We start from the raw sequence: 15174 nt of genomic DNA, 5'->3' as shown, positions 1-15174 counted from the left end.
TCGCATACCGCACTGGGCGCGGTTTAGGCGCTGCGGCTCAAGCCCGTTTCGGTGCCGGCTTGCCACCTATCAATTGACGCTGGCACACTGGTTCCAGCTCAAGATGCCCCTCACGGAGACACGGAGGAGAGAGGAGAGAAGGGAACATGAGGGATTCACTTCGTACGCTCCTAACGGCGTTGGGGATACTGAGTGTCGTTAAGTCCGGGACGGTTTGAATGTCCATCTTTACTCTCCGTGTCTCCGTGAGAGAACCCATGAAACGCATCCGGCTGCGAGCTGCGCTGCGCTGCGCTAGGCGCTCCACCCTCGCCGCATCAGGTTGTCGAAATCCCGCCGTGCCAGCACGGCAGCGCAGTCGCGCCAAGCGTCGTCCGCCGGTTTGATGCTGTCGTTGTAGCGCAGATCGAACCCCGTGGCCTGACGCCGCTCCTCGATGTAGCGATCCATCTTCTCGCCCAAGGTCTCCAGATCGTCGATCCAGTCGTCCTTGATGGTGTCGGGCAGACCGCCGAAGAGATCGTAGCGGTTGCGCATGCGCTCGGACAGGCGCGCGTAGACCGTCTCGTCGACCGTGCCCTGGTGCACGAGATTGAGCATGTCCACGGTGGCGCGCGCCTGCCCGAAGCGTTTGATGCGCCCGATGCGCTGCTCCAGGCGGGTCGGGTTCCAGGGGAGATCGACGTTGATCAACGTGCCGAGGGTTTGCAGGTTCAAGCCCTCGCAGGCCGCATCCGTGGCGACCATGATGCGGATGTCGTGATCGGCGACCATCCGCTTGAGCGCCTCGCGGGCGATGCCGACCGCCTGGCCCTCGCGATAGAGGCGGCTGCGATCGGCACCGGCATAGAGCCCGATGGTCTCGACCGGATGCTCGGCGGCCAGGGCGTCGGCGACCCAACGGGCGGTGTCGTAATACTGGCTGAAGATGATGCAGCCGAGATCCAGCCAACTCTCCTCGTTGAGGTAGTAGCGGATGGCACGCAGCTTCGGATCATCCGTCATGCCCTCCAGAGCGACGAGCAGCGTTTGGAGCGCTGCGCGCTCCGTGTCGGTCTGCACGGCCACCTCCTCCTCGCCCTCCTCGGTCTGCTCGGTGACCGTGCGCCCCGCCAGGAGCTTGGTTGCGGTGTTGATCCCGGCCACGACGCTGGAGCAGACCCGCTGCTGCATCAGATTCTTCATGAACCCGCCGCCCTTGCCGCGTTTGGCCAGCACACTGCCGAATTCACGGGCCTCCTGGTAGGCCCGATCAAAATCCGGTGTGGTGCGCAGGGCGATGTCCTGGAACAGGGCGTTGAAGAGATGGGGATCCTTCACCAATCCGGTCTCGGGATGAACATTGACGGCGATCTTGTCCAGCAGCCCGCGCTCTTCGAGGGTCGTACGCTTGCGCAGGACCACATGACGGACCAGCGGATTCTCGCGCTGGAAGAAGCTCGCCCCGTCGATCACCCGATCAAGCTCGGTCTCCAGGTCGTCGCGCAACTCCGGGGGGAGATCGGTCAGCGCCCCGGCCAGGTGATCGCTCGCGCGCAGTCCGAGGTCTTCGCGCAGATTGTGGAACAGGCGCCGGGCGTTGGGCTCGTTGGTCGAATCCCGGGTCGGCAGCGGCGAGCGCAGCAACTGCCAGCCGTAGTCGATGTCCTCGACCCGCTGCGCGCCGCCGAGCAGCGGCAACACCCGTTCCGGGCAGTGCCAGTCGGACAGCGCATGACCGAGCACGAAGCCCTGGCTGCCCCGGTGCAGCACGCGTACCAGGTCCCACAGATCCTCGGCTTTGGTCTGGATCGGGGTCGCGGTGCCGAGCAGCAGATGATCGGTGCGGTCGGCGATGGCGTGCATGAAGGCCAGCAGCGCGTTCGGCTCGCCGGCATCCGCACCGTAGCCCTGGCGGGAACGCGCCTTATGGGCCTCGTCCAGGATCACCACCGCGTAGCCGATCCCGACCAGGATCGCCTTCTCGCGCGAGGGTTGCACCATCAGCCCGGTGGAGACGATGCCGATGCGCAGCGGACAGCGGGCGATGTGCTCCGGGCCGCTCGGGGAGATCGCCCGCGCCTCGGTGTCGAGCCAGACCTTGCGCGTGGAGTGCCAGCGGGCGCAGGGGATGCCGAGCTTGTCGATCATCTCGGTCTGCCACTGCTCGCAGAGCGTGGCGGGGGCGAAGATCACGATCGGCTTGCGGCGTCGGCGCGTCTGCTCCGCGAGCAGGCACAGGGTCAGCGCAGCGGTGCCGAGCGACAGCGTCTTGCCCAGACCCACCTCGTCGGCCAACAACAGTCGGACCTGGCCGTGATCCTTGTAGTGCCGCAGACACTCGGTGACGAAACCCTGCTGCCAGGGCTGCAGCGACATGCCCTCGCGATACAGCGGTGACTCGATCAGCGCCGCCGGGGCGAGGGTCTCCTCGGTCGCGATCTCGCCGAGATCGACCTCGAAGCGTCGCCCGCGCCGGCGGACCTCCCGGCAGACTGCCTCGGGGAGGGGCTTTGCGGCGTTCCACAGGTGCTCGAACTCGGCCTCGATCCAGGCCACGCCCTCGGGCGAATCGTCCTCCCAGAGGATCTCGTAGTGCTGCTGCCACCCGTGGCGGGTCTCGTTCATCGAGCCGATGAAGCCGACCTTGCGCCCGTCGGCCCGCTCGATCACGCCGGCCTTGCCGTGCAGAAAGCCGCAGAGGCTGTCGGGCGCGACCCGGATCACCTGGCCGCGCCGGGCCAGAAAGGCATCCAGACGCCGATAGCGCTCGCGGTTGAGCAACGACTCGGCTTCGATCGAGCGCTCGTTCCAGCGGCCCAGCATGCGCGCCTCGCGCAGCTGCGCGACCTTCAGATCTTCGGGCGAGAGATCGACGTTGCAGACGATGCGCACGTCCGCCACCGACTCCAGCCATTCATGCGCGACCTCGAACAGCGAGCTGGTGAAGTAGCCGGCGATGCGGTGATAGCTGCGGGCTCCTTGGAGCTGGTCGGCAAGAAAGCCCTGGTCCAGCGGCGTGGTGCGGGAAGAGAAGCGGCGGATGGTCAAGGCGATTACCAGGCACGCACGCCGGGATCGGCACGGGCGCCTTTCTGCACTTCCGACAGGATATTGGTATCGATCAGGAAGCCCATTCCGGATCACCCCGACCGAAGTCCCGAGCACGCTGCAGATCCTCCGCAGTGAGACCCTCCGTCAATCCCGCCAACAGCGCCTTCAGATCGCCACAGTCATTGGCGGGCCGAGGTGGATCATCCACCGGCAACAGCTCGCGAAAATAGGTTCCATCCAATTTAGACATCAGTCTTCGCCGCCGAGCACAGACGGACCGGGTGCGATCACATGACCCGCAAGACGAATCGCCTCGGCGACCTCGTAAGGCACGATCGCGCTGTCGTAGATCGTTCGGAGCACGGAAAAATCACCGCACGCTGCACACAAGGCAAGCAGTGGCGAGGTATCCATCACGATCCGACGGTTCGCTTCAGGCATTGGCGAAGTCTTCGGCCAGCTCATCCGGCGTGATCTGGATCGGGGAGACTCCATAGCGATGCAGATCGAGTATAAAGGCAACGCGGGGCACACCGGCCAGTTGCGCCGCTTGCCCGCTCGTGAGGCGACCCAGCTCGAACAGCTTCACGGCCATTGCCATGCGGGCCTCCTGTTCGAACTCGTTGCGGCTCACTCGAAGTGCATCCGGCAGCGCATCCGGATAGTCGATGACCAGTTGCATCATGCCTCCCTCCGTTATTCAGTCACTCGCGTTGTGAGAGATCCCGGGTTTTACAGAAACCGCTGATGGCGCATCCGGCTGGCGATCGCCTCCGCGGCGCGCCGGATCTCCGGTCCGCGGGCCTTGGCGGCGATGAAGGCGGTCATGTCGACCAGCAGCGGGCGACGGTGGAGATAGTCCGGGATCGCGTCGCGCAGATTGGCCATGACGACCTCGGGATCCTTGTCGGCCAGGAACTCTTGCACGGCGATGACCAGCGCCGCGAGCGGGGTAGCCCCGAGCTCGGTGCGGTCGGTGAGATCGCGCGGCTTGAATTCGGTGACCGATTTTAGCCGCGCCGCGTTCGGTTTGGTGCTCGCCATCACCGCCGCATAGTCGTCGACCCGGAACGCCTTGGCGAAGTTCTGGTAGTTGTCGAGCTTGGACGCCCCGGTGGTCTCCATGTCGAGCATGCGCAGGTAGAAGCGCTGGATGCCGCCGATGGCCTGCCAGGTCTCGCGCTCCAGTCCCTCGGGAACGAGCAAACCGTTGGCGGTCTCGGCCGCCTGCTCGACGATCTCGTCGACCACCGTGGTCTCGCCCTTGCGGCGCGGACGCAGGGCAAAGGCGGTCACATCCTCGCCGCCGAGGCTGGTGTAGCCGGTCAAGACCTTGAGCGCCGCCGCGTAGCCGGCCATCTGCAGGTCCGAGTCGTTGAAGACCGGCGCGCCCATGCGGGCCTCGGTCTCGGTGTTGAGATGCAGCATCTGTTTGATCTGGGCATCGACCTCGCGTTTCACCTCGGGAAGGATGAGTTGCTTGAAGCCGGGTCGCTCGCCGGCGGGGCGCTTGCGCAGCATCAGGATCACGGTGCCCTGGACATAGCCGCCCTTCTTGAGCTCCGATGTGGTTTCGGTGGCGATGTACCAGGCGCCAACCACCTGCAGACCGGCGGCCCAGAAGATGCTCACCATGTCGGACCAGACGCCGGTGTCCTGGTGGGTGAACATCACGCATTGCATGCCGTTGTCCGGCATGTGCTCGGTCATCGCCTTGTAGGCGTCGACCATGCCGCGGCGGAAGTCATCGCCGGAGCCTTTGATGGCGAGGTCTCGGCGCGAGTCCCAGGTCCACTGGTCGAAGGGTGGTGGCGGGTTTTTGCGGAGCCAGGCGATGAAGAACTCGCTGATCTCGTGGTAGTGCACCGCATCGGCGTATGGAGGATCGGTCAAAAATAGATCGGCATCGCCGACGATCTCGCGGGCATCAAGGGCCACTACAGTCGTGATCGACTCAATGCGTCGATCACCAGGGTAGTCGTACCTCAGTACGTTATTTGCCGACCACCAGGATCGCACGGCGAAGTTGAAGAGCGTATTGAGCGCCTGATTAGAAAACACGTTTGCAGGCAGATCGCGTCCACCACCGGCTTTGTGCGGAGGTGTCGTATGCCAACGGACCAGTCGGCCGGAATTATCCAAAAATATGCTGACGTTGAACTTGTCGATCGCCCGAGTACCGGACTGGTTCAGCAAGGCCCCCATCAGGAGCGTGCGCGGATCGAAAAGCTGATGCCAATACATCCAGCCGCGCGTTCGAATCGGCTCATCGGTCTTGTCGCCCGGCTCGATCGGCATATCAGGCACCAGTCCTTCATCCTGCCAGCGCGCCAGATGCCCGGCGACGATCGCCTCGACCCTACGCTCGCGGTCCAGATCCGCCGCGGTCACAGCGGCGAAGAAGGTCGTCGGACGATGCGCATCGAGGGTTTCGCGCGTAATCCATTGGATGCAGTACAGCCGCTCCTGAAAGATGTCGTCCGGGCGCGGCTTGAAGTCGTGCTGCTCCCAGCGGCGAAGCCGGTTGGCGGTACTGCCGTCGGCGTCGCGATAATCGCCACGGATGGTCTTGATCGGCGTGCGATAGGTCTTGCCGTCGAGCGCGTAGACGAGATTGCCGTCGTGCACCGTGCCAAGCTCGGCAGTCCGCATCTCGTCGACCGAGACGCCGGTGAGGATCTCGATGTCGAACCGCTTGCTCGCATGATCGGGGACCAGCCGAGCAATCACATTGTGGGTCTTCGAAATGACCCAGCTCGGCGCCATCGGCACCATCCAGCCGGTCTCCGGGCAGCGCGTTTCCAGACAGTAGAGATAGGCTTTGGCCCGATTGCCTGCACTGTCGTGCTCGATGCCCAGTTTCGTGACAATCCGATCGACCCTTGTCGCGACTTCGCGTTGGGCCCGCTCGATCTCGGCGCGCTTTTGGGGCGAGGCGCCGATGATGTTGAGCGCCCCCCAGGTCAGCATGCATGCGATCGGGTTGAGGTCCGAGGCATAGACATCGCAGCCCAACCGCGCGGCCTCGAAGGGGATGGAACCCCCGCCGCAGAAGGTGTCGCCGACCTTCGGCCGATGTCCGAAGCGCAGGATGCCGAGCTGCTCGACCAACTCCTGATGCGAGTGGGCCTCAATGCCGAAGCGGCCCAGATGGGCGTTCACGGCGAGCCAGATCGGGGCATAAAGCGCGGACTGCTCCAGCTCCTCCGGGCGTTTACAGAGTCCCGCGCGTTCCTCGTAGGTGGGATAGGTCGCCAGCGCCTGGGCCAGCAGATCCAGCTTGTCGGCCTCATCGATGTCGCGACGCCAGCGAATGGTGAGTCCAGGATAATCGTCGGGTTCAAACGGACACTGCAGACAGGCCAAGTCTTGCTGCGTGGCCGCCTTACCCTCGTAAGACGCGGCGAAGTAGCGCCTGGTATCCGCGAGCGTCAGACGCCGGGCAAGCTCCGTCACGCTGATCTTCGGCTCGCGCCGGGCGAGTCCGGCGGTGTCGAAGGCCATCAACTGCTCGAAGATCTCCAGGTCCTGCTCCGGATCATCCGTCTGGGGCAAGAGGCTGCCGAGCAGGATGGCCCGCACCAGGATGAGCGGCTTACGGCCCTTCCAGTAGGACCCGAGCGCAGTCAGCGTCTGCCCTGCCCCGGCCTTACGCTCACGCTGTGCCTCGAACGAGATCTTCTGTGCCGGAAAAACCGCCTCGATCAGCGCAGGGGCGTCTCTCAACGCGAAAGGCTCGAGCCGCGATTCTCCGTCTGCCGTATCCGTGTGTGATTCAACCATCATCGCGTTGCGAGTCCAAAGGCTCTTAATCTCCCACGGAGACACGGAGTCACGGAGAAGAAAGAGAAAAGAGAAAAACGAGTCAGCAAATAAAGAACTTAGGGTTGCCCTGGTCGCGAAGCTCCCGCTTCGCAACCCGAGAGACGAAGCTCCGCTTCACGAACCCAACCAACCACCAATCGCTCATCGGCACAGTCGTGAAGCAGAGCTTCAGCTCGTGGTGACGCAGCGGGAGCTGCGTCACCAGGGTCAGTCGAGTCGGAGGCAGAATGTTATCGATCATTGCCCTGGTGCCCTAGTCGCCAAGCTCCCGCTTGCCCTGGTCGCGAAGCTCCCGCTTCGCGACCCGAGAGACGAAGCTCCGCTTCACGAACCCAACCAACCACCAATCGCACATCGGCACAGTCGTGAAGCACGTCATCTTGATGACGGCTGAGGAGGGCGTCAATCCTGGAACAGCGACAGCGTTCCCTGCTCTTGCGGTCCGACCTGATCCAGGAGGATCCGGGTCTTCAACTGGGCATTCTGGGCCACATCCCCCAAGGCGTAGCGCAACGCGACGCGCCATCCCTTCTCTGCGTCCAGTACACCGCCGGTCGCGACCGACGTCATGCCGAACAACCACCAGCGTTCTTCCGGGCGCAACGCGAGCCAGTTGCGCACCGCCACGCGGATCTTCTCGGGATCGAGACGCTCGACCGCCCACGCCAGGACGCACAGCTCCTTGCCCAGCAGACGATCGACCGGGGTCTCGCCCACCTTCCAGGTGCCGCCGGCCAGGTTGTGCTCCGCGAGCCGGGCATTGAAGGCACGCTGCACCTCGGCACGGATCGCGGTCCAACGCGGACGCTCCAGGAGCACGCGGTCGATGACCTGCTCGCGAACGCTCTCCGAGCCCATGCCGAGGTGCTCGCGAATCAGGATCGGCGCGGTGTTGCCGCGTGGAATTTCGACCACGAAATGATGCGGGTCGGAGGTCGCCGGCACGCCGAAGCCGCGGGTGGGATGGGCGTAGGCGGCGCGCTCGCCTCGTTTCGTTTGTGCGCTCACGTCGCCCCTCATGAAGCCGACGGTGATCGCGACGGAACCATCGCGTCGAAACCGGCAACGCGTCTGACGGCACGGGCAAGTGACGGCGACGACTCGGCGGCCCGTCGACAATCCCAATCAACGCGCACAAATCCGGACAGTCGCTCGTTGTAACCGAGCCCGACCGGGAAGGAGATCCCGGGGGCCGGCAGGATGTCCGCCCTCAGATCCCGCCGCCGCGATTTCCGAACGAGATCGAGCAAGGCACGTTTGGGGTCTGCAAGATCGTCAGGTCTGTCGGGTATCTTGGCGATGGAAACACCGAGGAATTCCGCGAAGGCGGAGCGATCGGCAAGTATCCAGGACTCGGTTTCCCGAATGGCAACACGGAACAGGAGATTCGCATCCGGACCGCCAGGCAGCCATGAGGTGACCAGCTCGGGCGCGCATTCCAGGCGATCCAGGTCGGTCAACAAAAGCACCGGCATGACCTTCGCCGCCATTCGATTGAAATCCGAGATCCGTCCTTTCAAGTATCCGAAGCCGCTCTTTCGCAGCCGCTGCACCACGGAATGGCTACCGGCCTGCTGCAGGAGTTTCTCAGCCACGGCCTCGCTTAGGGCATCTTCGGTCGCGACTGCGAATCCCGTCATCGAAATAATCCAAGCTGCTCGACGCCTTGCGGACGCGCATTGGGCAACAGCACCTCGGCGGGGGAGAGTCCGTTGTTCAACATCGCCAGCTCGGTGTCGGTCGCACCCCGAATCTGGGAACCATCCTCGGTGGGCAACACCAACAGGATGCCGCGTCCGTCGATCGGGTTCGACAACAGCGCTTCGCTGTGTGTCGTGATCAGGGTTTGCCGCCGATATTTCGCCTGACGCTTGATGCGTTCGATCATCAGAGGGATCTGTCGCACGATCTCGTCGTTCAGCGACAGCTCGGGCTCCTCGAGCAATAGCAATGAGTCGCCATCCAGAAGCGACCAGAGCAGGGCGATGAGTCTCAGGGTGCCATCGGAAAACTGATCTTCCCGATGCCAGGCGCCCTGAGGTCGCCAGTGCGCATAGCGCGCCTCTAAGTGCGAAGACCCCGTCGTCTTGTCCTGGGTGAACCGCAGCTCTTGGAACTGGGGCACCGCTGAGGTCAAGACCTGCTGGATCTTGCGCAAACGTGCGTCACGGGTGTTCTTCTGGGTGCGGGCTAAACCGTCGAGAAACCCCTGCCCAAAAGGATCCTCCTCCAACCGTTTGCCGCTGATGCGGTCGGCAAACTTCAGGAGCTGCGGGACGAGATGCAGATAGGTGGTCGATCGAAAAAAGGTGGCGAGCTGACGAAATGCGGCATTGGCATTGACCTGTTCCAGATGGCTCTGGGTCAGACGTTCCTTGTCGCTGCGGTCGTCGGCGTCCGGGCGGTTCAGCACAGAGACCCCATTGTGCTCGACACGTTCCTCGCTCACCACCGGGCGCTGACGGCCGGTGCCCTCGCTCTTGAAACCCAGCGTATAGAACCAGTCCTCACGATCGTCGCCGATGCCCTCCGATAACCTGACCTCGATGCGAACCTCGTTATCCTGGCGCGCCTGGAGACAACGCAGGCGCGTGATTCCTCCCCGATCCGCGACCGCCTTCTGCAGCCCGCCCCCGGTGGTGTCCGCGACCGTGCGCAAGAAGCGAAACACGTCCAGGAGATTGGACTTTCCGGCGGCATTCGGGCCGATGAAGTAGGTGGTGTCCGACAGTGTCGCGTCCACCTTACGAAAATTCAGCCAGTTCTTAAGTCGGATGTGATCGATGCGCATGAGTTTGGCCGTGTTGTTCGAGCGGCGGAGCGACGTCCGAAGCGAAGGTTCCGGGCCGGCGAATCAGTGGTTTTCCATGTCGCCGGTTTGACCTCGCTCAGCCCGTGGGATCCTGAACCACATCGCCGGCGGCAAGGCCGATCCCGGCGATCTCGGCGAATTCCTTGAGCGCGTAGCCGTCGCCGAAGCGGATGCCGCCCTTGATCAGTACCTGCACGGCGGCTTGCGGGTCGCCGAGCGCGGCGCGAATGCCGTTGATGGCGGCCTCGATCGCGGCGGCGGTCAGCTCGCGGTCGTTGAAGCGGATCTGGGCCGCCGTTTCGCCCTCGCCGATGAGGATCTGCACCCCGCGCAGCAGGGTCTCGGGGCGATCCTTGAAGCGCTGAATCACCGCGAAGGCTTTGTCGGTGGTGTCGATGGAGATCTTCGGCTTCACTAGGTGTGCCGCTTTGGTGTCGTCGATGATGACCCGGTTGTCGCCGTCGGCCGGGACCTGGATCTTGGCGCTCTTCTCGATCTCGCCGGCCTTGGCCGCGATCAGGATGGTGCATCCCTTGGCGGGGACGGCGAACGGCTCGGCGTAGCGGGTGCCCTCTTTGGGATTGGTCCCATCGAGGGTATAGCGCAGCTCGGCAGGCGGTGTGCAGCGCAGCTCGATCTTGCGGCTGTCGGCGACCGCATGGATCTCGTGCCGGATGACCAGATCCGCGCTCCAGCGGGTCGGCTCGCCAATCCGGTACCTGCCGGTGCTGTCGACCGCCAGAAAGTAGAGGGTCGCCGCGGTGGTGCGGTAGTCCTCAAGATCCTGCACCTGCTCGTCCTGCTCGGACACGGCGGCGCTCGTGGCGACATAGACGCGGGGACTGTCGCCGGCATTGCGCGGGGTGAGCACCAGACTGGTCTCGCCGGTCTCGCGATGGGTGGCGGTGGGTGTGACGTTGACCGAGGTCTGCTCGGGCGGGAAGGGGCCCTTCTCGATGTGGCCCTCGGGGGTCTGACGCCATCGACCCTGCTTGAGCGCCTCGTCACGCAGCAGCTCCAGGCCGCGCGCGCCCGGCATCCAGGGCCAGGTGGGATCGGTCTTGGCGCGCATCACCAGATCACGCCAGGGCACGCGTCGATCCTTGCCCGGCCAGAGATAGGTCTCGGCCATCGCCCAGTAGTTGAGCAGGTCATCGCTCATGTCGAGTGCGAGCTTGTTGTCGCAGCGCCCGCTTGCCAGCAGCTTCTCGATTTGGGCCTCGGCGGAATGCTCGCCGGTGCCGAAGCTCAAGCCGTTGTCGATGGTCGCCATCACCAGCTCGCCGGCGCCACCCCCGCTTGGACCGGGATAGAACAACCGGTTGTAGGCGCCGGAGACGGCCTTGGTGAAGCGTTCTGCGAGTTCCTCGTACTTGTCGCGCGCCTCCTCGAAGAGAGTGTCGCCGGGTTTAAGATTGGCATGGATGCGTTCCACCGCATACAGCTCACGCAGGCGCGCCTCGACCTCGTTGGCCAGATGGCTGTCGTGGCCGGACAGGATGAGGACGTTGTTCTTCTCCTGCTGGAATTCGTAGAAGGCCCGGATCGCCTCCGGCGGGGTGCGCCCGTCCGGCTGCACCACGAGCAAAACGCGCCCGCCCGAGAGCTTCACGTCGTCGAGCCGCGGCATGATCTGGACATCCTGATAGGCCGCGCGCGTCCTGCTCTGGGCTTGAAAGAGCCCCTCCAGACGGTTGATCAGCGCCTGCTCGAGCTTCGGCAGCGGGATCTGTTTGGCGTCGCGCTCGATGCGCCGACCGAGGTTCTCGGTTTCCTTGAAGTAGAAGGCTTCGCCCTCGCGATGCAGGTACCAGGCGCGATCGCGCAGGCGCTCAAGACCGGCCATGAACTCGTCGGCCTTGCGATTGGGTGCGGCCAGGTACTCGATGATCTCGGCTTGGGTGAGGCCGGTGTGGGCACCCACCGCGCGTGAAAGCGAGGCCGAGAGCAGCAGCTTGGCGACCTGCCCGGCCGCATCGCTGCCCAGGTCCCCGTCGATCTCCTCGGCGCGGGCATTGCCGTGGTCGGCGATGTCGTTGACCACCGCGGGCAGCAGTGCCGGGTTGACGCGCTGGATCTCGTCGCGCACCTGGGTGTCGTTGAGATCCAGGTGTTGGGTGCCGATCAGGAAGACATCGTTGGCGTTGCGGTTCCACACGCTGCGCAGCAGCCGGGCGGTGAACTGCATCAGACCGCGGGTCTGGCGGAAGCCCTCGTTTTCCTTGAACAGGGCCACCAGGTTCTTGAACGAGGGGTGGAAGGGATAGGTCTCGCGGACCTCCTCGGCGACCTCTTCCATGGCCCTGGCGGTGATGTAACCGCCGTCCTCGGCGGCTTTGACCTGCTCGGCGAAGGCTTCCGCGACGGCGTCGACCAGCGACGCGTCGGGAAGCTGCGTGAAGAGGCGTTTCTTCAGGATCGCGTAGATCTCGTTGCCGGCCAGCTGGACCGGGGTGATGGTCTGGGCCTGACGGCGGGTCTCCTGCTGAAGGTTGGACATGACCCGCGCGAGATCGCGGGTCTGGACGTCGTAGCTGCCCGAGAGATTGGCGATGACGACGCAGCAGCGGGGCCGTTTGATCGCGGCGCTCAGGAGATTACCGAGGCTGTAGGTCACTAGATCGGCGAGCGAGCCCTTGCCGACGGCGCGGGTGTCGGCGTTGAGCAGGTACGGTGGCAACTCGTCGAGCAGAATCAGCGTCGGCTCGTCGCCGAGGATCTGCAGCCACTTGGCCTCGTCGACACCGCGCGGGCCATCGATCCAGTAGGGACGGATCAGCTCATGCTGGCCCAACTGCTCGGCAATCTCGCCCCAGATGTAGTGTTCGGGATCGTTGCGGCCGTTGAACGCGGCGATGCGTGCAGGACCGAAATCCAGACGCTCCGCGAGTTCGGCGGGGAGGACCAGGGGGCGGAGCGCCGGGTATTTCGCCAGCAGTCCGATGGCGATCATGAGGTGGGTCTTGCCGCCGCCCATGGCCTGAGCCAACTCGAAGGCGGCCTGATCGGACAGTCCGGCAAGGCGCAGCAGCCCCTCGAGGAACAGGGTTTCCATCCCTTGCGTGATGTGGTTGCGGGCGAAGAACTCGGTGCCGTCGCCTTGATCGTGGATGAGATCCGAGAGGTTCTCGATCGCTTCCGTCATCCGGTAGTCCTGGACCATCGGATGAATCCTGCAGGTGTCACGAACGGTTCCGAGCACGTTACCCCCTGTTGACACGATCCTCGATTCCGCTGCGCGACGCACCCGGCTGCGCGGAAAACGAGCCCTTGGAATCTCGATCAAATTCCGGATGACGGTCACCGAATGCTGCCCGGTGACGGCGTCGGTTACTGGCGGATCATCGTACAGGAGACACGGAGAGCACGGAGAATTCGAGATCTTTCCTTCGTACACTCAGCGCCTCCGCGCCTCCCTGAGAGATCTTAGAAACACATCGTCATTAAATCGTTACGGAACAATGGCTTGCGCGCTCAATCCACCGTTCGTCCCGAAGCCGGTCATGGATGACCTTTTAGGCGATTCCGGGCAACCCGGCTCCGCAGACTGATCAGGTCGTGCAGATCGCATAGCATGAAGTGGCGGTTGGCAGGATAGCTCAGATGTTTCACCGTGGCCGGATCGCCGTCGTGATAGCGCCGTGCGGCGACACGGAAGGGTTCGGGCAGCGACCGATTGAACGACGAGGGTTTGATGAGGAGCCGAACGACCTGCTCGAACAGGAGCGCATAGCGGTCGTCGTCGGGCTCGCGGTAGAGCGAGCCGAGATCCTCCCCGTAGATCCGGAAGAGGCTCAGATAGTCTTGCTCGTCGGGCTGAGTGCGGCTCAACGGCGGCCTCCGTCGGAGCTTGCCTCGGTTCGCGGGGTGTCCCGGAGGCGGGATTTCAATCGCATCGGGTGGGGTTGAAGTCTGGGCTTTCGCCATCTAGCCTCCGCTTGATTTTAGACCTATTCTCCAACTCTGCCGGGGGTGATCGCATGAGCATGTATGCCTCTTTGACATCCGTTCTTGATCGCGCCCTCGTCCGGACCCCGCTCGTAACAGGCCACCGTCCGCTTGTTCGGAGGACTGCGCTGGTCTTCGCGATCGCCGCAACTGCCGCCGCGACAGCGCTCGTGACGGCGCCCTTCTCGACCGCGGCCGGGATGGATCCGGATCTGGTGCGGCTCCTGCGCGCGATGGTCGGAATCAAGGGGCTCATTGCATTGGCCGCCGCGGCACTGCTGTATTGGCGGCTCGGTCATCCGATCGCGCGGCCGGTCGCGATCGGCTATGGCGCCATGATCTGTGTCTCGGTGGCGGCGCTCGCCTGGCTCTGGACGCTCGCGAGCATTCCGCTCGGCTCGCTTTGTTTCTACGGTGGCTTGGCGGGTCTGATCCTGGTCGGGCGTTTCGATTCGGGTCTTTCGGCCAGGCTCGGACGCTGAGCGAGCGAGACCTCATCCGCCGGCCCAACGACCCGCCTGCTTCGCCTCCGACCGAGGCGCGATCAGCGAGGCAACCGCGTCGGTGGCTGCCGCGATGATGTCCCTACGCGGCGATGCTCCGACAGACGCGTCGCGTTTGCAGACCAGTCGGCAGAGCCAGTCGGTGGGGGACTCGAAGTCGCAGTGCTCGGCACCCGTGACACGCTCCACGGCGGCACGATCGGTGGCGGAGAAGACGGCGAGGCCGTTGTTCTCGGCGTTGCAGGGCGAGGGATCGCCGACCAGACCGATCAGCGGGCGATCGAGGCCGGCGGCCATCCCCTCGCCGAGCCGACCGGCATCGACCAGATCGAGCGCGACGACGCCGAGCGTGCGCGGGTCGTTGCGGCCCGCGACCAGGGCGGCCAACCCGCCGGCCGAGAATCCGGCATAGACCACCTGTTTCGCATCCAGCGCATCGGCCACGCGGATCATATCCAGTCCATTGCGAAAATGCCGTCCGTCCCAGAACCGCGTGTTGCAGAAGTCCAGGGTCACGGTCGGGATGCCCGCGTCGGCGAGGGCTTGTGCCAGATCGGCCATGCGCTCTTGGCTGCGGAGGAAGCCATGACCGAGGACGACCAGATCCTCGGTTCGCGCTGTTGCGGGTCGATACAGGCGATAATGCAGCGCGCAACCGGTCGCCGAGTCAACCACACCGGTATCGACGTGCCGATCGGAACCATCCCCGCCCGAGGAAAGAGACGCGGCGGGCAACGCCTCGGCGACATCCTTGTCCAATGGCGACGTGCGTGCGTCCTCCCGTGCGACCAGCCCGATACAGCCCGCCAGGACCAGACAAACACACAAAATGGCCGTAAACTTCACTTGACACTTAGCCCGTCATGCTGAATTGACATTTGTTGCGCCGCATCAACGCGAAATCGCGGAGACTGGCGGAGGATAGGCACCGAAGCGGCGCTCGGTTCTATGCCGGGGGCGATTCGCCCTTAATGCGAAGTGCGGCTGACTGACGACGGAAAAAACCTCCGATGCCTGCGGCGTCGACCGCCGGAGAAGGTTCTAATGGCTGAA

The 15174-nt window shown here is 64.2% G+C and carries 13 protein-coding genes; 1 reads left to right on the top strand and 12 read right to left on the bottom strand.

The features are described from left to right. Positions 1-294: 294 nt before the first annotated feature. The 11 genes from KFB96_RS20180 to KFB96_RS20130 form a co-directional block, all read right to left on the bottom strand. Positions 295-3030 (bottom strand): phospholipase D-like domain-containing anti-phage protein, encoded by a 2736-nt coding sequence (locus KFB96_RS20180; RefSeq protein WP_213460817.1) that lies wholly within the window; start codon positions 3028-3030, stop codon positions 295-297. A gap of 73 nt (positions 3031-3103) precedes the next feature. After that, positions 3104-3283 (bottom strand): hypothetical protein, encoded by a 180-nt coding sequence (locus KFB96_RS20175; protein WP_213460815.1) that lies wholly within the window; start codon positions 3281-3283, stop codon positions 3104-3106. Next, positions 3283-3474, bottom strand: coding sequence for a hypothetical protein (locus tag KFB96_RS20170; protein WP_213460813.1), 192 nt, complete (start codon positions 3472-3474; stop codon positions 3283-3285). Before KFB96_RS20170 ends, KFB96_RS20175 begins: the two co-directional genes overlap by 1 nt. Next, positions 3467-3718 (bottom strand): UPF0175 family protein, encoded by a 252-nt coding sequence (locus KFB96_RS20165; protein ID WP_300970594.1) that lies wholly within the window; start codon positions 3716-3718, stop codon positions 3467-3469. Before KFB96_RS20165 ends, KFB96_RS20170 begins: the two co-directional genes overlap by 8 nt. Positions 3719-3765: 47 nt before the next feature. After that, the gene (locus KFB96_RS20160) at positions 3766-6819 is read right to left on the bottom strand and encodes an anti-phage-associated DUF1156 domain-containing protein (protein WP_300970593.1); all 3054 of its coding nucleotides are present in this window, start codon (positions 6817-6819) and stop codon (positions 3766-3768) included. Between the two features lie 79 nt (positions 6820-6898). Then, positions 6899-7099 carry a hypothetical protein gene (locus KFB96_RS20155; RefSeq protein WP_213460811.1) on the bottom strand — a complete coding sequence of 67 codons (201 nt, stop codon included), beginning with the start codon at positions 7097-7099 and terminating at the stop codon, positions 6899-6901. Between the two features lie 161 nt (positions 7100-7260). Then, positions 7261-7866: an anti-phage-associated DUF3780 domain-containing protein gene (locus KFB96_RS20150; protein ID WP_300970591.1), complete on the bottom strand. Its 606-nt coding sequence runs from the start codon at positions 7864-7866 to the stop codon at positions 7261-7263. Between the two features lie 8 nt (positions 7867-7874). Further along, positions 7875-8498: a hypothetical protein gene (locus tag KFB96_RS20145; protein WP_213460807.1), complete on the bottom strand. Its 624-nt coding sequence runs from the start codon at positions 8496-8498 to the stop codon at positions 7875-7877. Continuing rightward, on the bottom strand, positions 8495-9649 hold the full coding sequence (locus KFB96_RS20140; RefSeq protein WP_213460805.1) for an AAA family ATPase: 1155 nt from the start codon (positions 9647-9649) through the stop codon (positions 8495-8497). Before KFB96_RS20140 ends, KFB96_RS20145 begins: the two co-directional genes overlap by 4 nt. 97 nt (positions 9650-9746) lie before the next feature. Next, positions 9747-12872 carry an anti-phage-associated DUF499 domain-containing protein gene (locus KFB96_RS20135; RefSeq protein WP_366931573.1) on the bottom strand — a complete coding sequence of 1042 codons (3126 nt, stop codon included), beginning with the start codon at positions 12870-12872 and terminating at the stop codon, positions 9747-9749. A 299-nt stretch (positions 12873-13171) separates the two neighbouring features. Further along, the gene (locus tag KFB96_RS20130; protein WP_213460801.1) at positions 13172-13501 is read right to left on the bottom strand and encodes a hypothetical protein; all 330 of its coding nucleotides are present in this window, start codon (positions 13499-13501) and stop codon (positions 13172-13174) included. A 287-nt stretch (positions 13502-13788) separates the two neighbouring features. On the opposite strand from KFB96_RS20130, the gene KFB96_RS20125 reads away from it, so the two are divergent. Then, complete coding sequence (locus KFB96_RS20125) at positions 13789-14100, top strand: hypothetical protein (protein ID WP_213460800.1); 312 nt, start codon at positions 13789-13791, stop codon at positions 14098-14100. Between the two features lie 12 nt (positions 14101-14112). Here KFB96_RS20125 and KFB96_RS20120 read toward each other — a convergent pair whose 3' ends face one another. Then, positions 14113-14967, bottom strand: a complete 855-nt coding sequence (locus tag KFB96_RS20120) for an alpha/beta hydrolase (protein WP_213460799.1) — start codon at positions 14965-14967, stop codon at positions 14113-14115. Between the last annotated feature and the right edge of the window lie 207 nt (positions 14968-15174).

The organism is Thiocapsa sp., from assembly GCF_018399035.1.
Lineage (GTDB): Bacteria > Pseudomonadota > Gammaproteobacteria > Chromatiales > Chromatiaceae > Thiocapsa.
Note: the sequence above shows the minus strand (reverse complement) of the source record. Positions and strands in the feature narration are given on the sequence as shown.